Source organism: Wolbachia endosymbiont (group A) of Lypha dubia, from assembly GCF_964028575.1.
GTDB lineage: Bacteria > Pseudomonadota > Alphaproteobacteria > Rickettsiales > Anaplasmataceae > Wolbachia > Wolbachia pipientis.
The window spans coordinates 64195-82964 of sequence record NZ_OZ034796.1; the positions used below are offsets into that span (position 1 = coordinate 64195).

General features: G+C 36.8%; 19 protein-coding genes and 3 pseudogenes. 1 reads left to right on the forward strand and 21 read right to left on the reverse strand.

From position 1 onward, the window contains the following. Window positions 1-287 precede the first annotated feature (287 nt). From ABWU72_RS00355 to ABWU72_RS00395, 9 genes and pseudogenes are all read right to left on the reverse strand, one after another. On the reverse strand, window positions 288-1070 hold the full coding sequence (locus tag ABWU72_RS00355) for a hypothetical protein (protein WP_353283758.1): 783 nt from the start codon (window positions 1068-1070) through the stop codon (window positions 288-290). Beyond that, window positions 1045-2724, reverse strand: coding sequence for a recombinase family protein (locus ABWU72_RS00360; RefSeq protein ID WP_353283759.1), 1680 nt, complete (start codon window positions 2722-2724; stop codon window positions 1045-1047). Before ABWU72_RS00360 ends, ABWU72_RS00355 begins: the two co-directional genes overlap by 26 nt. A 214-nt stretch (window positions 2725-2938) precedes the next feature. Further along, complete coding sequence (locus tag ABWU72_RS00365) at window positions 2939-4555, reverse strand: recombinase family protein (RefSeq protein ID WP_353283760.1); 1617 nt, start codon at window positions 4553-4555, stop codon at window positions 2939-2941. Then, window positions 4464-4715, reverse strand: a complete 252-nt coding sequence (locus ABWU72_RS00370) for a hypothetical protein (protein WP_353283761.1) — start codon at window positions 4713-4715, stop codon at window positions 4464-4466. Before ABWU72_RS00370 ends, ABWU72_RS00365 begins: the two co-directional genes overlap by 92 nt. Before the next feature lie 186 nt (window positions 4716-4901). Then, window positions 4902-5465, reverse strand: a complete 564-nt coding sequence (locus tag ABWU72_RS00375) for an ankyrin repeat domain-containing protein (RefSeq protein ID WP_353275780.1) — start codon at window positions 5463-5465, stop codon at window positions 4902-4904. 195 nt (window positions 5466-5660) lie between these two features. Next, window positions 5661-6359, reverse strand: a complete 699-nt coding sequence (locus ABWU72_RS00380) for an ankyrin repeat domain-containing protein (protein WP_353283762.1) — start codon at window positions 6357-6359, stop codon at window positions 5661-5663. Between the two features lie 192 nt (window positions 6360-6551). After that, a complete protein-coding gene (locus tag ABWU72_RS00385) occupies window positions 6552-7703 on the reverse strand; it encodes a phage tail protein (RefSeq protein ID WP_353283763.1) in 1152 nt (383 codons plus the stop codon). Next, window positions 7703-8485: a baseplate J/gp47 family protein gene (locus tag ABWU72_RS00390; RefSeq protein ID WP_353283764.1), complete on the reverse strand. Its 783-nt coding sequence runs from the start codon at window positions 8483-8485 to the stop codon at window positions 7703-7705. The genes ABWU72_RS00385 and ABWU72_RS00390 overlap by 1 nt, the downstream gene beginning before the upstream one ends. Window positions 8486-8487: 2 nt before the next feature. Then, window positions 8488-8697: pseudogene (locus tag ABWU72_RS00395) on the reverse strand (baseplate assembly protein W); the annotation flags it as partial. A gap of 370 nt (window positions 8698-9067) precedes the next feature. Here ABWU72_RS00395 and ABWU72_RS00400 point away from each other — a divergent pair. After that, on the forward strand, window positions 9068-11113 hold the full coding sequence (locus tag ABWU72_RS00400) for a recombinase family protein (protein ID WP_236514263.1): 2046 nt from the start codon (window positions 9068-9070) through the stop codon (window positions 11111-11113). Window positions 11114-11130: 17 nt separating this feature from the next. Here ABWU72_RS00400 and ABWU72_RS00405 read toward each other — a convergent pair. From ABWU72_RS00405 to ABWU72_RS00460, 12 genes and pseudogenes are all read right to left on the reverse strand, one after another. After that, window positions 11131-11223, reverse strand: a pseudogene (locus ABWU72_RS00405) (baseplate assembly protein W); the annotation flags it as partial. Window positions 11224-11260: 37 nt separating this feature from the next. Further along, on the reverse strand, window positions 11261-11515 hold the full coding sequence (locus tag ABWU72_RS00410) for a PAAR domain-containing protein (RefSeq protein ID WP_353283765.1): 255 nt from the start codon (window positions 11513-11515) through the stop codon (window positions 11261-11263). A gap of 3 nt (window positions 11516-11518) precedes the next feature. Beyond that, window positions 11519-11983 carry a phage baseplate assembly protein V gene (locus tag ABWU72_RS00415; protein WP_353283766.1) on the reverse strand — a complete coding sequence of 155 codons (465 nt, stop codon included), beginning with the start codon at window positions 11981-11983 and terminating at the stop codon, window positions 11519-11521. Continuing rightward, complete coding sequence (locus tag ABWU72_RS00420; protein WP_410530105.1) at window positions 11970-12446, reverse strand: hypothetical protein; 477 nt, start codon at window positions 12444-12446, stop codon at window positions 11970-11972. Before ABWU72_RS00420 ends, ABWU72_RS00415 begins: the two co-directional genes overlap by 14 nt. After that, the gene (locus ABWU72_RS00425) at window positions 12443-12763 is read right to left on the reverse strand and encodes a hypothetical protein (RefSeq protein WP_353283767.1); all 321 of its coding nucleotides are present in this window, start codon (window positions 12761-12763) and stop codon (window positions 12443-12445) included. Before ABWU72_RS00425 ends, ABWU72_RS00420 begins: the two co-directional genes overlap by 4 nt. 192 nt (window positions 12764-12955) lie before the next feature. Then, window positions 12956-13258 (reverse strand): hypothetical protein, encoded by a 303-nt coding sequence (locus ABWU72_RS00430; protein WP_353283768.1) that lies wholly within the window; start codon window positions 13256-13258, stop codon window positions 12956-12958. Window positions 13259-13264: 6 nt separating this feature from the next. After that, entirely contained in the window at window positions 13265-13651 is a 387-nt protein-coding gene (locus tag ABWU72_RS00435) for a VOC family protein (RefSeq protein ID WP_353283769.1), read from the reverse strand. A gap of 52 nt (window positions 13652-13703) precedes the next feature. After that, window positions 13704-14705, reverse strand: a pseudogene (locus ABWU72_RS00440) (major capsid protein). Between the two features lie 48 nt (window positions 14706-14753). Further along, window positions 14754-15125: a head decoration protein gene (locus tag ABWU72_RS00445; RefSeq protein ID WP_353283770.1), complete on the reverse strand. Its 372-nt coding sequence runs from the start codon at window positions 15123-15125 to the stop codon at window positions 14754-14756. Between the two features lie 113 nt (window positions 15126-15238). Next, complete coding sequence (locus tag ABWU72_RS00450; protein ID WP_353283771.1) at window positions 15239-16324, reverse strand: S49 family peptidase; 1086 nt, start codon at window positions 16322-16324, stop codon at window positions 15239-15241. Then, window positions 16321-17736 (reverse strand): phage portal protein, encoded by a 1416-nt coding sequence (locus tag ABWU72_RS00455; RefSeq protein WP_353283772.1) that lies wholly within the window; start codon window positions 17734-17736, stop codon window positions 16321-16323. The genes ABWU72_RS00450 and ABWU72_RS00455 overlap by 4 nt, the downstream gene beginning before the upstream one ends. Next, window positions 17736-18767, reverse strand: a complete 1032-nt coding sequence (locus tag ABWU72_RS00460) for a YhcG family protein (RefSeq protein WP_264374238.1) — start codon at window positions 18765-18767, stop codon at window positions 17736-17738. The genes ABWU72_RS00455 and ABWU72_RS00460 overlap by 1 nt, the downstream gene beginning before the upstream one ends. Window positions 18768-18770: the final 3 nt, after the last annotated feature.

Genomic DNA, 18770 nt, shown 5'->3' on the forward strand with positions numbered 1-18770 from the left:
AAAAATAAAATTAAGTGCAAGCATTTTTTTATATTTTTTTTAAAAAAACTTTATTCACTCTTTTTCATAAAACTCAACTTTCAAGATTCCAGCGTCACGCGCTGGAATGACAAGTCATTGGCAACCCTAAGTTCCCTACGTCATACCGCGATTCATTCGCGGTATCTCAAGCATAGATTCCGCTAACACGTAGCGGAATGACGAACTGTCGACATCTATCTATATGCCCCTGGATTCCAGTACTGGAATGACACCCTTTTTTGTCATCTAAGTATTAGCTATCCCCACTATGGTGTCTTTCCTACTGACTGACCTTCTGCACATTTCTCAACTTTTACATCATTAGTCAATTCTTTTGGTGGTTGAGCATTATTCACAGAACTTTCATTCTCAGGACCATTCCAAAAACCAACTGTAAAATCAAGTCTCTCAACAGGTTGCTTTTTAGCCTCTATGTTAGAAGCAGATTTTCCTGGAGTACTTCCACTAGCTTTGTCAGGTTGCCTTGGATCAGGAACAGGACTCTTAGCAGATTGATTCGAAGCTTTTTTGTCAGAAACAAAGCTTTGAGCAGATTGGCTTGAAGCTTGATAGGTATTATTGTTATCTTGCTCTATCATTTTTCTCCAATCACTATTGCATCCATAAACCTCTTTTCTCCCCTGCCCCGTCCCCGTCGTATTCGTTGCAGTCTTTGGAGCAGGTGGACACACCTCTTTCTCCGGCTTCGCTTTTTTATCTTCTTTATTTACTTCTTGTTTTGGCAAATTCTCAATATCCTCCTTACCTCTATCATGTGTTTGCACAAAAGGTACTCGATCTTTCAGAGAATTTGACAAAAGATCAAGTTCTGGTTTGCTCAGAACAACTGGCCTTACAAATCCTGGTGAAATTTCAAAAAGGAAAACTGGCACTTTAGGTTTTTCTCTTTCGTCTAACTTGATTTCTACGTTTTCGCAAACTTCTTTATTTTCTTCCTTTAATGATGTTTTTTCTGCTTTTTTATCTTCTTTTTCTGTAGATGCCTCTACCGCAGCCGCCAACTCAACTCCAAACATCTCTGCGAACATTGTAACAATCCATCCGACAACGGCCATTTGTAACCTGAGTTTCAGGAACCCTAGGACAATGTTGCACATTTTGATTTTGCCCACTCTGAGCAACAAATTCCTTTATTCGAAATACTATAGTGACATCATCAACGTTAACCTCTATCCTCTTAACTAATTTCCTTATTACACTACGCTTTTCTAACCAATCATATTGATCAATCTCTGACTCGATTCCGGAAGAAAACTTCTTTATGCTGCTTATGATCATTGCAAACTCTTGCTGTGTCTCTTTCTGATCTTTCATTCTTTCTTTTTCCTCTTCCACTTCTTTTAAGTGTACTTTCATTTCTGTGATTCTTGACTCAAATTCCTCTTGATTTATGTACTCGTTAGTATAACTATCAATCAGCCTTGAAATGCCTCGTTTTAATTTGCTTTCTTGCCTCTCAAGATCTTGCTCCAATGGTGACTCTCTCCTTCCCTCCAGTCTTTGTTGGTATTCATTCATCATCCCTTCCGGCTCATTCAATATGCTTCTTACTTTTTCCCATATAGCCATCTCTAATACATCTGCATGGACCGGTTTACTGTTACATATTCCCCTAACACTACTGCTAAAAGCATATATGGTGCTACAACGATAATAGTAGTTAATCCCTCCTTTTTTTTTACTCCCACCACGCACACCGCAATAAGCATATCTACAGTGTTGACACACAATTAAACCTTGTAGCAGGTACGCTGCTTTCCTTTTCTGTATTCTCGCTCTTTCTCTATTTTCAGCCAGTTGTTCTTCCACTGCATTAAATAATGCCTCATCTACTATCCTTGGTATTGGAATGTAAATCCAATTCTCTTTGCTTGGATAAGTAAGAGAACGCTTTTGCTGGCTGCCAGCATTTCTTTGTGGTCTTATTCTTGGTTTTGCTGGATTTGACTTTGTTTTACCAAATGCTGCTTGCCCTTTATACGCAGGATTTTTTAATATCTGCTGGATGGTGCTTCGGTTCCACATCTCTCTTCCTTTTTGTGTCCTTACCGACCTTTCTTTTAGCCTACGTATTGTTTCATTAATGCTTACTCTTTCTTCACCTATCCACATGAACAGTTTTTTTACTATTCTCGCCTCTTCTTCATTAATTTCAAATCTCCTTTCTTCACCTGTTGTGCCACTCTTTATATATCGATAACCATAAGGCGCTATAGCCATTACACTTATACAGCCTTTTCTTGCCGCATGCAGTCTTCCTCGGCGATTCCTCTCCATAATCTTTGCTCGTTCATACTCTGCTATTGCTCCTTGCATTTGTAGTAGTAAATTAGATTCTGGACTATTACCAACCTGATGGTTTAAAAAGATCACCTCTGCTCCTGCTTTTTGAAATTCTTCCAGCAATATCATCTGATGTACGTAATTACGTGATAACCTATCTGGTGAGTGAATATACACTTTATCAATTTTCCCTTCTGCTACTTTATCTCTTAATTCATCTAAACCAGGTCGCTCTAATTTTGATCCACTATACCCATTATCTATGAATTTTTGCTCATTTAGTAGCTCTTGCTTATCCTCATTAATTCTACGCTCCAACTCAGCTACTTGACTTTCTATTGTTCCTTCTTGTACTTGCCTCTTCGATGAAACTCTTGCATATAAGCTCACTACTTTCATTTCCACCTTTCTTTCCTCCTTTAACTTCTCACACTAAACTCATAACAGCTTTTTACAGTTTGTTGTTCTTACAGTTAGTAGCTCTTCTGTGCAAAACTACCTACTCTCATTCTGTCTTACAATTTTTCCTACAAATTCACCTTTTGTTTTCCCCGTCTACTATATCAATTCTTTTTTATTGACCTCGCCTATTTCTATCATAAATTGCTGCACCTTACTCGCTTTCTGGTCGTGCAATTCTTTCTCTGATAGCTTGTATATCTTGATTTTGTTTATTTTTGGTAACAAATTCTTTTATTCGAAATACTATAGTTATATTATCAACGTTAATCTCTATTCTCTCAATTAACTTCCTTATTACACTACGTTTATCTAACCAATCCAATTGATCTAGCTCTAATTTTATCCCAGAATAAAACTCCTTTATGTTACCTATTATATTAGTCAACTCTTCCTGTACCTCTTTCTTATCTTTTATCCTTTTCTTTTCCTCTTCCTTTTCTTTTAATCGCTGTTTCATTCCTTTGATTCTTAACTCGAATTCCTCTTGATTTATATACCCACTTGCATAACTATCAATCAGCCCAGAAATACCTCGTTTTAATTTGCTTTCTTCCCTCTCAAGACCTTCCTCCAATAGCAACTCTTTACTTCCTAGCAGGTGCCGTTGATATTCATTTATCAACCTTTCTGGTTTCTTCAATATACCTTTTACTTTTTTCCATATAGTTGTTTCTAATGCATCTGCTTGCACCGGTCTGTTGCCGCATGCTTCCTTATAACTTGGAGCAATACAACAATAATAAGAATGATAGTAGGTTCCCCTCCTATTTATAGTAGATGCACCGCAATAAGCATATCTACAGCGTTGACACACAGTTAAACCTTGTAGCAGGTACGCTACTTTCCTTTTCTGTCTTTTCACTCTTTCTCTATTTTCAGCCAGTTGCTCTTGTACTGTATTAAACAATTCTTCATCAACTATTCTTGGTACTGCAATATAAATCCAATTCTCTTTATCTTGGGAGTACCTAGAACAACTTTTCTGCCTACCAGCATTCCGTTGTGGCCTTATTTCTGGTTTTACTTGGCCTGCCTTAGTCCTGCCATACACTGCTTGCCCTTTGTATACAGGATTTTTTAATATCTGACTGATGGTGCTTCTGTTCCACCTCTCTTCTCCTGTTTGTGTCCTTATTGACCTTTCTTTTAGTCTACATATTACCTCTATAGTTCTTATTCTTTCTTTCCCTACCCACATGAACAATTCTCTCACTACTTTTGCTTCCTCTTCATTAATTTCAAGTTTCCCTTCTTCACCTGTTGTGCCCTTCTTTATGTATCGATAACCATAAGATGCTTTGCCTATTACACTGACACTGCCTCTTCTTGCCGCATGGAGTTTTCCCCGCCGATACCGTTCCATCATCTTCGCTCGTTCATACTCCGCTACTGCTCCCTGCATTTGCAATAGTAAGTTTGACTCCGGACTTTTATCCGTTTTATAGTTTAAAAAGATTACCTCTACTCCTGCTTTTTCAAATTCTTCGAGCAAGATCATTTGATATACAGTTTTTCGTGATAACCTATCTGGTGAATGAATATAAATTTTATCAATTTCTCCTTTTCCTACTTTATCGCGTAACCTATCTAAACCGGGACGCTCTAAATCTGATCCACTATACCCATTGTCTATGAATCTATACTCATTTAGTAGCTTGTGCTCATCTTCACTAATTCTACGCTCCAACTCCGCTATTTGACTCTCTATTGTTCCCTTCTGTGCTTGCTTTTCTGATGATACTCTCGCATATAAACTCACTACTTTCATTTATTTCTTTCTCTCTATTTTCTTTTTTTCTCTTTATTGATCTCTCTATCAGTTGCCCGTATACATCCGATAAGCGTTTATCTGCTAACTCATCAGGCTCATATCGACAGATCACAGTTAACGTTCTTTTTCTCATAGTTTCTCCTGTAAATGTTTTCATAGTTCAGGAGCCTTACTACTCCCTTTTTCCATAAATCCATTACTCTTGCGAAAAAGACGCAACTGTGTTTTGTTTTACTTTTATGCACAATTTTGGAAACACATAGCGCTATCTTTCATCTATTAAGCTCTCTTCCAAATAATTGTCCCTTTTCCCTCAACGGTTTTCTCTCTTTCCTTCCTTTTCTCACTTTTCTTCCATAACCTTCTGCTTCGCCACTAACTCTCTTATTATCTCCTTAGTCTTTGCCATATATGCCAGATCTATTGGTGTATATCCTTTATGATCTCTCGCATTTACATTACCTCCCGCTTCTAATATCGCTCTCACGTTCCCTATTTCCCTCATAAATACCGCACTATGCAATGGCGTTCTTCCTATGTAGTTCCCAGTATTAACATTTGACCCCGCTTTTATTAACTCCCTTACTGTCTTTTCACAACTCATTAAGCTCGCACTATGTAATGCCGTATATCCTCCATCGTCTATAGCATTTACATTTGCTCCTCCTTCTATCAGTACTTTTACATTTTCTACCTTTCCATAGAATGCTGCTAGGTGTAATGGTCTGTCTCCGTTATTATTTTCTATATTTATTTCTGCTCCTTTTTCTATTAGTAACTTTATTACTTTTTCATCAGAAAGGTATGCTGCTAAATGCAACACAGTGTTGCCATCTTCTCCTCTCTCATCTATTTTTCTAAATGAATTCTCCTTTAATTTTTCCAGTCTTTTATTTAAATTGAACATTTTAGTTACCCCACTATAAAAACCACAAAATTTTAGTGCTTGGTAAATTTTTTTTGTTTACCTACCACTATTCTAGCTATGCCTGTTTTACCATCAAAAGCAAGTTTTTTTTTACAAAATATACACATTTTTTTCGAATATTATATTAAAATATAAATCTATATACTTAACCTATTAAACAAAAGCAGACCTGCCTTACCTTTCATCAAGTTCTTTAATCATAGTGTTCATCTTGCCCACCACCCTGCTTATTACTTTGTTAAAATCTTCTATTATTAGCGACTTATCTCTTTTTCTTATTTCTTCTAAACTTACTACCTTCCCTTTTAACTTCGGTAAAAATTTTCTACTCCATACATCTACCATTTCTCCAACCGACTCCACTACTTCATCGCATATCTCTGGTGTATTCTTTATTTCAGCAGCATTTTTTTCCAGGAAACTTACTATCTTTGTATGCCTTTGTGCATAGTACAGCGGACTATTGCCATATCTATCTCTTGCATTAACATCTGCTCCGGCTTTTACCAGCTCTTCTACTGCTCCTTTTCCTCCTGTTAGACACGCCAAGTGTAGTGGCACTGATTTATTGTTAGATGTTGCATTTATATCTGCCCCGCTTTCTATTAGTACTTTCACATTTTCTCTACTTCGTACTAGTGCAGCTAGGTGCAATGCTGTTTCTCCTCTATTATTTTTTGCGTTAAGATCTGCTCCTCTTTCTACCAATAATCTTACTATTTTTTGGTTGGACATCTCTACTGCTCGGTGCAATATTGTTTCACCACTTTCATTTTTTTCATCAATCTCTTTAAATAAGTTATCTGATAACTTTTTTAGTTGCTTATAAAAAGCATCCCTGCTTTCCTTACTGAACTTTATTAACTTCTTCATTTTATACCCCACTATAAAAACATACATAAAATGGCCAATTTGGCTCATTCTAGCGTAAAGCAAACTTCTTATGTTTACCCACTACTATTCTAGTTATTTCTGTTTTAGTATAAAAAGGCAAGTCTTTTTTCGCGTAGTACACCTTTTTTAACTAAATACTAATATAGTATATGAAGATATAAATATATATACTTAATGCATTAAACATATTACTTGTTTTTCTTCCCAGGACCTGTTCAAATGTCGATGTTCGTGCCACGTTAGTACACCTGGGTAAAACACTAAAATGTACCTTTCTAACTCGTGTATTGCGTCCTTTTGTTTTAAATCTAAATCGCTTTCATAATAAACATAGTGTTCTGCTATACCAAATCTTATTATTTTGGGGGTAGAGAAATTCTTTACTTGATAGTGGTGAACGGCAAAAAATCTTTCTAAAATTGGCTTGTATTTTAAATTCCACAGTTCTTCAGATAGTTTGTGGTCATTCAAATAGAACTTTTCTCCACATTCTTCTACACTCGTAACCGGAAAACACGCGTTTATTTCTCCTAAGTTCCAGCTATCTGATAATACTATCTGCGCTTTAGCAAACTTAATCTCAGGTAATAAGCTCTGTGGTAGCGGATATAGCGCTTTGAAGTTATACCACACATGATTTCTTTCATAAATACCGTTGTAATTCTTTGTGTGAGGCTCGGTTTCTCCAAGGATTGCTACATCTAGGCGATATATATCATTGCTAAAAACTTGTTCATAATGATCGCGTAGATAGTTTTCTACAATCCTCACAACTGGACCACTAGACCTGAAAAAATTTACTCTTCCAAATGATAACACTGGTCCATCTTCTTCTATTTTTACACCTGAGTAATCCGATAACAAATTTCCAAAAAAACTTTCATCTAAAATAAATCTTCCAATATTATAGTGGTCGTTAAAAATCCTCATTAGTCTCGATCTTGCAGGTAATGATAGCTTTGCTAGTTCTACTACTGCATCTACGAAGAAGTCATTTGCTACATCTTTTATTCCTATCTGCAACTCAAAGAAATGTTTTCCAGGTGGTTCCTCGATAATTGTAATATCTTCTATATTTGCCCACTTTAATGCTATTTTCAGTGACGCCGGTGTTCCTTTTAGTCTTTGAAATTTTACTCCTTCTTTAATCGATTTCTTCTTATCCTTCACCCATGATAGAATTTCTTCTAGGCCATATTCTTCAACCAACCACGGTAATACTTTTTCCCCTGGGCTAAATTTAAACCCTCTGATACAACCAGGATCTACTTTGTAATCGATTGCATCAACCAGCGCTTTTTCTTGCTTTGTTGCATTTAGCATTAATTTAACTCAACATTTAAACTTTTTAAGAAAGCGCACTCATTCCCCAGTACCACAACGTCCTCTTTTGGCTCGATTAATTCTACGTTTTCTACCCCTTCTACAAACAGGTTGGCTATAATCCATGATTTCGTGACTTTCCATCCTAATCTTTTCGTTGTTTCAAATTTTTCTATAAATTTCTTCTTCACCGTTTCAATAATGTCTGGTCTTTTAATGCTAATTTTACTGTGGATAACTATTTCTATAATATTGCAACTTACCACTTCAATTGTATCTGTTAAAATCCTCACATCCTCCCTGTTTAGCTGATTTTTGACAATTTCTAGTAATTCTTCTTGGGGTATGCCAGTTGTGGATAATTCTGTTGATAAGATTGAAACTTGTACTTTTCCTGGTACAGGCGATTCTACTAATGCATCTTTAACTCTTGTATCTGCTGATAATGCATAATACCGATAATTTCCTCCTGTGCTCCATCCTATTATTTTTGCCTTGATCCTTTTTCTAAATTGTTCATCCTTTTCCCCGTTCTCCCTTTCCACTCCATAAAACTCAGCTAAATTATCAAGATCATTTCCCGTCGCAAACTTAAGTAAATTACTTTTTACCGCTTCGTTTATTCTTTCTCTCAGCAAAAGTTCTCTCCATGCTGCTACCTCTAAAATCTTTATCGCTGGATCACTTTCTACCAATGCTGTAAAACCTGCGTCTCGACTCACTAATTCTTCCTTCATCCGAGACAAAATTTCTTCGAAGTTCAATGGTTCAGGCTGCTCCATCTTTATACTACAATTCCTTCAAAATGAATATTTTTCCCATTTGGTAGATAAATACCATCTAATGAAATATTGACCTTTCCTTCTTTCACTTCTGTTATTTTTACTTTTTCTAACTTAAATCTCTTTTCCCATTTTTCCAGTGCTTCCGCTGTTGCTGCGTAAATTTCCAGCGTAAAATCACGATTTACTGGCTTATCTACTAATTCAACGATCAGTCACCTTAATACCCCCTTCAACAATCAAGTAGCCAAAGAAATTACAGTTACAGATCCAACACATCCACTATTTGGCAGAACTTTTCCCGTATCATCTTTCAGTTCAACAGCCTACAAAGGTGGTAATGTATCTGTTATTTATCGTGATGACATCACTCTACATATTCCATTTTTTTCTACTAACTTAGCTAGTAAGCAAGATTTTCTCACCAGCAAGTTAACATGGACTTCATTATACGAGTTTGTTTCTCTAGCAAAGGAGTATAAATTATGCCATGTAAATCATGTCAAGTGTGGCAGAAAATGCCACAACGTTTTAAGTCAGAAGTTTTAGAAAATATATTATTAGTATCCAAAGAGGTTATCCATGAGTACATCAGAGCTAATCACAGCACAACATTTAGCACGCGAAGCGATAATTTACATCAGACAATCAACACATCATCAAATATTAAGCAATCAAGAAAGTCTAGAGTTGCAGTATGCGCTGAAACAAAAGGCAATTGATCTTGGCTGGAAAGCTGATAGTATTATTATAATTGACACTGATCTTGGTATAACTGGTGCTAGTGCTGAAAAGCGTGAAGGATTTAAAGAACTTGTTACTAAAGTCACTTTAGCGAAGGTAGGGATCATACTTTCCTATGATGTAACCCGTTTATCACGCAATTGTTCTGACTGGTATCCGTTACTAGATATATGTGGCTATAAACAGTGTTTAATAGCTGATCGTGATGGTATCTATGATCCTGGTACCATTAATGGTCGATTATTACTGGGTCTAAAAGGGCAACTTGCTGAAATGGAGTTATCTACTATAAGAGCTAGACTAAATGCTGGATTATTGAATAAAGCAGCACGAGGTGATTTAGCCTTATCTCTTCCAGTTGGTCTTATTCGTCATACCGATGGTTCAGTACATAAGGATCATAATCTTGAAGTTCAGCATCGTATTAAGCTTATTTTTGAAACTTTTCTAGAGAAACGAGCAGCATCAAAAGTTCTAAAGCATTTTAATGACCATCAACTTACTATTCCTAGGTATGATAAGTTTAAAGAGTTGCAATGGAAAAAACCGACACGTGGAAAAATTCTCTCGATACTTAAAAATCCAGCTTATGCTGGAGCATTTGTTTATGGTCGTACTAGAAGTCATAAAATATCCTCTGCTGAAAAAACAACAAAAAGCATGCCAATGGAAGAATGGAAAATTTTAATAAAAGATAAATATCCAGCTTATATAGATTGGGAAAGCTTTATAAAAATTCAGATGACACTAAAAGACAATTATGCAAAGTATGAATACAATAGCACGCGTGGCATAGCTAGATCAGGAGAAGCATTATTGCAGGGAATAATCTATTGTGGAGAATGTGGATACAAAATGACAATGCGATATAAAGAAAGAAACTATTATATGTGTAATTACCTGCAACGAAAGTATCATGAACCTGTATGTCAGCGTTTACTAACTGATATTATCGATTGTGCAGTGGTTTCTAAATTTTTTGCAGCACTTAGTCAAATTGAACTAGATGCTTATACTAATGCTATTGATTCACAGTCACAATCTGAACAAGCCCTTAATAAAGTACATTTGCAACAATTAGAACGTCTGAGATATCAAGCTAAGTTGGCAGAACGACAATTTAATCAAGTTGATCCTGATAATCGTCTTGTAGCTGCAGAACTTGAAAAACGTTGGGAACAAGCATTGAACGAACTCAAGCAAGCAGAAATTACATTCGAACGTCAACATCCAAAGAAACCTAATCTTCAATTATCTGAAGAGCTGAAAACAGTATTTTTAGATGTGGGTAGGAAATTACCTGAAATTTGGCATAAGTCAGTTCTGTCAAGTCAGCAGCAAAAATCCTTTCTTCGTTGCATAATTGATAAGGTAGTAGCACACCGGATCAAACGCGATTGCTTACAAATACGTATTGTATGGCATGGTGGAGAAACTACTACTTTTCATGTCCCTATTCCAGTAAAATCCTTTTATGAATTAACCACAGCAACAGAAATGGAACAGCTTATAATAAAGTTAAGTAAGGAGGGTAAATCAGATATAGAAATCGCCAAGTACTTAGAAAAACAAGGATATCGCTCTCCAAAGAAAAATGTTGTTTTAAGAAGTACAGTCGAAAGTATTCGATTAAAAAATGATATTTTTCGAAAAAGACATCAACCACGTCTCCTTGCACCTGGCTACCTTACTGTTACACAAGTTGCAAAGATCCTCAAAGTTTCTAGGAATTGGCTTTACCATAAAATCAATAGTGGTCAAATTAAAATACGAAAAGATGATAGTAAAGCCAAGGGCAAATACTTATTTGAGGATAAACCAGAAACTATTAAAATTCTGATGGATTTTAAAAATGGCAAATTCAACAATATAAATTTTTTATAGGAGTATCAACATGCATAGTCAAATAATCGAGAACCATACTCTCTTCTCATAATACGTGATCCAATGGGAGTGGTTAAAATATCAGTAATTGATTGTTTTAAATGTTCTATTCCTTCCCACTAGTAGCACTCATACCACGCATCTTTTTTACCCTGCAAATACATTTTTGCTATCACCCATCACATGGAAACCACACGATACCAAGTCTCCTGTTCTCGTTACCCCAATACCATTCACAAATACGCTGTTTGATCCTTGTGTTATCGTCTCTCCCAGAGTTACAATATCACCTTTTCGACACACAGATCTTCCTTTCTCAAAAACATCGCTGCTTCCACTCATACAAACATGTGCCGGTATTCCACTGCAATAATCCCCTATACAAACGATTGCTTTACCCATATTTTAGTTTAAATCTATTCTTTTTCCTTTGAGTTTTATTCCTTTTTTTGTCATCTCTATGCTTGATTCTCCTACTTTCAACGTTATTTTATCTACTACATCTATCTCTAAATGATGTTTATCTTTATCGTACAATAACTTTGTCCCATCTTGAAATTTTACACTACTTATTTCCTTTTTATTCTCTGGAGGCGGATATTTCTCCTGATATATTGCCGGTAACACCACTCCCAAAGACAATTCTCCAAATGGCGATAATACTATTACTTGCTCATCAATATTCGGCAAAAACCAACTTCTATCTTCTCCTGCTCTTGCCGTTATCCACGGAAGCCAATCGGTTAAAAATTCTCCTACTTTTATCCTTACTCTTGCTTTTTTATAATCTATCTCTTTTACTAGACCTATACGAATAATGTTCGCTAGCCTTCTATTTAGCTCTGCAATAGCAAAATTATGGTCCAACATGCACGTTTCCTATTTCGATAGTATGTGGCATAATACCGGCTGACCATATAGATTTGCCTACATGCACCTCATGAACCCATTCTATTAACCACACAAGATACGCATCTAATTCTGGTCTAAACTCATCTACTTCCGCTGATAAGAACTCTCCTGGTGAAATATTTTCTATGCCCCAAGTGTTTTTATTTACTACTCTTGCAATTTCTGCCGCTAATGATCTCACAACTAAAGAAGCATTCTCTATTGTGCTATCAACTATCACTCTTGCCTCAAATCTTGCTCTCAGGGCTAACTCCTCTGTTCCCGGATCTTTTCCTGGTTCTAAACTTGCAAGCTCTACAAATACTGCTGGGGCCGTTATCGTTGTTCGTATTACTGGATACACTTCGCACGTTTGTATTGCTGGGATTTCTTCTTTTAGCGTTGTGCAAATTGCCTCATGTAAATTGTTCCAAAATATCATTTCATTTGCCTCAGTTGTTGCAGAAAACACATTTCAAATACCAATTCTGCATTATTGTCAACTATCTCTTTGATTGTTTTCCAAGCATGGCTGTTTTTTTTAATTTCATCTATTGGCAAAGATGTAACGTACCTTCTTCTGAATATTCCTATATGACCATTTTTCATCGTTGCTTTGAATGCTCCTTCAAACATACGGCTCCCTACTTTTGCTCCTATTGCCGTCTGCTTTATACTTCCTAGTTTTGCTACTCCTACCCACTGGGAACGATCTAGGGTTATTACTGACTTTAAACTTACCTTATTTGCTTTACGCACTCTTAGCTTTCTTCTAATGACTTTTTGTGGTATTTTCCTTTCCTCACTAACTCGTTTAACCGTTTGTGAACTTACCCACTACGCTGTTTTGTTTAATGCCCTCATCGTCGCTTTTTCCACTTTTTTCCTTTCAGCATCTATACTTTGTATTACCTTTTCAATACTACCGGTAACTTCAACGTTAATACGCATCTACACCCCCACTGCATGTATTTTCCATACCATTCCTGAATTATCCCTAAGTGGCGGTGAGTGTACTCTGTATCTACAACTACCTATGGAAAAAGTATCTCCTACCATTGGCTTTAATACATCAAACACACTTACTTCTAAAGTCAAAATTTCTCCTACAAATTGTCCTTCACCAATCTCGTATAATTTATCTGGCTGTTGCTTTAATATCTGCACCAGGTATGACTTATCCTTTGACTCATACAACGCTTGTTGTCCTAGATGTTCGAAGCAATCTTTAAATAATTTTGATATGTTTTTCACCTTCTGCTACTTTTTCAATGGACTGGAGAAACACCACTGAATACCGTATTCATCCTTTACTACACCAAATCTGTAACTCCAAGGCATATCACCTAATGGCATTTCTACTTTCATCCCTTTATTTATTGCTTTATCAAACGACTCTTCAGCATTTTCAACGTAGACACATAGCTTAGCAGTTTGTAAAACATTCCCACCAGCGATAGAATTACTTTGTACATCATCAATATATATTAATGAATCACCTATCTGTATTGCTGCATGCATTACTATATTCTTATTGTTTTCATCAAAGTGAATTTCCAATATTTTTGCATTCAAGGCTTGTTTATATAATTCAATAGCAGACGTGGCAATTAATATTGGAATTATTTTTCCTAATAGTTCTGTCATATTTTACATATAAATAAAAATATACTACTAAGGCTACAATACTTTCACAAATTTACACGGTAATTTTTACCAAAACGGCAGGACGGTGACACATCGGCAAAGGGTTGGATTGGGTATGAAGGTCAGTCCCTCTATCAAATCTTCTTGGCTCTTGTTTTGCATATAATGGCTGACCAAGCGTATTCACCGTCTCATTAAAGTCTGCTGGGGCAAAGTAAGTAGTAAATGTGCTCGCTGTACCAAGTGGAAAACAGTGTCCGGTATTTCCTTCAATAAATCTTCTTACATTTCCTTCAGGGTCGGTTGCTTGTCCTCTATACTCCTCAAATGTTATTCCACAGAACGTAAATCCTGATCTCATGTCATTCCTCAGCGCTGCCCCTTCTTGCTATCTCTCGTATGCTTCTTTTACTTTGGCATGCGAAGTTAATGCATCGAAAAACTCTGGACTTACCAGCGCATGAATTCCGGTCATATATTCACCACTTAAGTTATCCTCAACATGACGCAATACTTCCAGACACTTACGCTTTACATCGGTGGTTGCTGTTCCAAGTGCAAAATTTACTACTTTTGGCGTAATTTCAAATTCGTTGTAAAGGTTTAATAACTCTGACCCATCTGCATCAAGAATGATTCCCTTCAACGCCCCCATTCGCAAATGTTCTAACGTTATTGCATGTTTGTTTCTCATCATCTGCAAATGATCCGTTATTACATCTGCCAATGCTTTCAGCTCATTCTCTGACCCAAATGCCCTTATTCCCTGTACTTCCTCTGGTAACACTACATCATCATGCGGAATATGTGGAATGGTAAAAGTTCTTATTTTCCGTTTTCCACGTTTTCCCACTGTTGCTGGTGCTCCTGGCACTTGTGTTGGTAATAAAGTTAAAACTCCGTGGTGTTCTTCTATTGTAATATGTCGAAATCTTACCGATCTACTTGGAAATAAATTTAAATTTTCTGTTCGACCATAATTTATCGGCAATATGTTCATTGCATTTGTTAATGCTGTCATACTAAATGCTGGATTTGTAAATGGATTTTGCATGTTTTTCCCCTTTTTTCCCTATTAATTTAAGTTGAGTTGAGTTAAAGTTTAGACACCTTTGCGAATGATGATGCCACGTGCTTCAAGTTGCTTTATTGCTGCAGCTTTTTGCTCCTCAGTGATATTTGCTGGCCATACAACTGCATGATCTGCTAACATTGCTATACGTGTAATGATTACTGCTTTGGTATTTTCTTTTGCGCTTACATCACTTGTTATTACACCTATCGCTGTTTGCGTGCCGTCTGTAGCTGTTGGATTTAAGGACTTAATTAGACCGTCTTTAGTATCACAACCAACAACTGTACCAAGTTTAAGGTTTTGCCCCTTTACTACCGTTATTTGATCTCTTGAATATAGATTTGATGCCTCATACTTTAATAGGTCACCAAGGTTATTTTGTTCAGTTATACAACTCATAAATTTTTCTCCTTAATTGTTTTACCGCCGCGTATGTTAGCGCTATATACGGCGGTTATAAAACTTTATTTTACCGCGGCGTATGTTAGCATTATATACTGCGGTTAAGACCGTCAAATGCCTGATTTTGCTCGACTTTTCGCTACCTGCATCATCAAGTCTTCCGGTGTGCTTTGCGGTATTGTACTCAAAATCTCTGTCTTCTTCGTTCTCTCCGCCAGTATCGACATTAATATCTCTTGGGCTTGTTTTGCGTTTACATCCTGCTCGATAAATTCTCCTATCTTCTCTGGCATCTTTGACAAATTACATAATCTTATTACCTCTAATACTTCCTTGCGGCAGCTTTCGTACCCTAAACATCTTCCTTGCTCAATATCTATTGCTTGTTCTTTTATCTCAGTTTTAGTCATATTTCTCCTATAATTATCTATAAATTCTGAAAACGTTGTAATTCCATCAGCAAGTCCTATCTCTATTGCTCTCTCACCAAAATATAGCCCTGCTTCTGTTGATTTGATTCTTTCCGTGGACAAATTTCTGTTTCGTGCTATGAGCTGGACAAACATCTCATATAGGCGGTCTACTTCTCCTTGCAAGCTTTCCAAACTTTCTGATGTTATTGGCTCATGCGGATTTAAATCGTTTTTTCGACTTCCTGCAAATACTGTCGTATATTTTATTCCTTGTTTTTCATCAAACTCACTTTGGTCTATATGGCTTGCTATTACTCCTATGCTTCCTATACCTGAAGTCCGGCTTATATATACCTTTTCAGCACTTGACGCTATTGCATACGCTGCAGAATATGCATCATCATTTGCTATCGCTATTATCCTCTTTTTTCCACTTTCCCTGGCACTGTAGATAAAATCAGCAAGGTCGAATATACCGTTTACTTCTCCTCCAGGGCTATCTATATCCAAAATTATTGTTTCTACTTCTTTATCTATTAAAGCTTCTTCTATCTCTTCACGTATCTTCTCATATGATGTCATCCCCAACACATCATCAAAAGCTTCTGAATTCTTTGTCAAGATTCCATGTATTGGTATGACTGCTATTCCCTTTTTATTATTTCTTACTGCATGTTTTATGTTTTTAAACGTGGGATGCTTTCCTGCATGTAATGACAATAGATCAAAACTTCTTTGCTCCATCATTACCGGTCTGTTCAGCCACATTGCTTGTTGTTTCATGTCATTTCCGCAAAACTACTTTGTACATCAGAATCAAAACTTAATCCCAGTTCACTTGCACGTCTTTGATCTTCAGCAATTTCTTGGTCGACTTCTTCTACATCATAACCAAGTTCCGAAACCACTTCTGACCTGCTCTTAAACCCATTCCTTACTGCCATTTGCTGTGCTTGCTGGTCTTTCAGTGGATCTACCCAATCAAATCCTTGTGCTATCCATTTTACTTCTTCTTTTCCCCCTTTTTTTTCACCTATGTCCAATTCTCCAGATAGTATTGCTAACTCTAACCACCTATCCCATACCGGACGGCAAAATTGAAATACCATTATGTTATGCTGTAACATTCCGCACCTCCGCCGAAACTCTATTAACCCTGCTCGGATTGATGAATAATTGACACCCGTTAAATCCCCTGTTAGCTGCTCATACGTTATCCCCATACCTACTGCTATTGCTCTGAGCTGCTGTTTCATGAATGCTTCATAACTTCCTCCAACATCTGATGGTTCCGAGAACTTGATATCTTCTCCGGGATCAAGTAATTGCATAGTCCCAGGTTCTAAACCTGACAGCGCTACTCCATGTTCATTACTCTCTCCTTCTCCCATGATGTTTGCTTCTGGATCGAGTCTCGTAATAAACCCTGCAAACATTGCAGCAGTCTTTTTTCGTACTAATTCTGCATCATCGTATTGATCAAGTTCATAGAGCTTTAACAGTACTGTAGAAAGCCATGGTACTCCCCGAATCTGCCCAGGTCTTAGTGGTCTGTAAATATGTAAAACATCATTTGCTGGCACTCTAACTGATTCTCCAAATGAGCCTTCACCAGGGTGCTCTCGAAAAAGGTAATACGCTTCTCTCTGCCCAAGTCTATTGAACTCAATCCCGTTTCTAATTACATTACCATTTGCAAGGGTTTGATTGCTCTTATTGTCTAAATGCTCCGACTCAAGTACTTGTAATTGCAACGGCACACAAAGACCATCTTCTCGTTTTCTCGTTCTCAGCCGTACAAAACATTCCCCTCCTTCTATCATGCTCCTACAGACCAATGCCTGCAACCCGTAAAAATCACTCATTCCGCTACTGTCTGCTTCATCTGTCCATCTCAGCCATAATTCTTGGACTTTTTTCCGAAACTCTGCATCTTTGGCTTTTGACTGCGGTTTTATTCCTGTTCCAACAGAGTTACTTACTATCGTATCGATGATGTTTGCTGCATAGGAGTTCTTTCTTACCATATCACGTGAACGACTACGCAGGTGCTCAAGGCTTTGAGACAGCAAATTGTTTATACTTCCTGACTCTGGTTGAAAGTGCAATAATCTTCTTCCTGAACCTGATGCATCCCACGCTGAGCTCTTGATTTTTGGTTTACGGAATAATTGTTTGAATGATTTTAGTAGCATTACTTTTCCTTGTCTGAAACTTTTGATAATTCAGCTTCTAATTCTTCTATTGTTGGCAGAGCTGTTTTTACCTCTTCTGGTAGATTTTCAGTGATTTGATACTCTGCTAACCCTATTGGCTTGTTCATGTCACGTAATGCATACTCGGCTACAACACCAACTTTAGAGCGATAGAGGATAAGACCAATAGATTGATTATCACCTGGCTGTCTTAATAAATCATCAACTGCTGAAAGGTAAAAATTCATCTTTCCAGTGTATTCTGGCTTGAATTTCCCTGCTTTTAGTTCAATTACAATATAGCAACGAAGCTTAACGTGGTAAAAGAGCAAATCCAAATAGAAATCTCTATCTTCAACCTGTAAATGGTACTGCCTTCCTAAAAATGCAAACCCTTCACCAAGTTCTAAAAGGAAACGTTCTATGTGAGCTACAAGAGCTTTTTCTACTTCCCTTTCATGCGCTTTTTTACCAAGACTCAAAAAATCAAATACGTAAGGATTTTTAAGCGTTTGCTGTGCTAAATCTGATTGAGGCGATGTAAGCTTATTCCTAAAGTTTGTTATTGCTTTACCTTCACGTTTATACAAATTTGTTTCAATTTGCATCGACAAGATATTGCGAGACCAGCCGTGTTCACGCGACTTTTTAGCATACCAAAATCTTTCTTCTTTGTTTTTAATTTCGTACATTATTACGATATTGTGACCCCAAGGTAATTGGTCAACAGCTTGTTGACGAATTTCGTTTTCGCTATATTCTTCCGCAAACCTTCTCATATACTTTAGATTTTGAATGCTAAACCCCTTCATATCAGGAAAAGCATCTCGCAAATCTTTACTTAGTTGTTCAATAACTTTCGCTCCCCAGCCATATTCTTTTTGCCGTTTTAAGATTTCTGTACCAGTATAATGATAAAGCAAAATAAGCTTACTATTAACCGCAAGTGCTGCTTTGTAACGATTAGTAGCAATATAACCTTTCAACTGCTCTAAAAATTCTGTATATTCTTTTCCTATAATTTTTGTCATAGT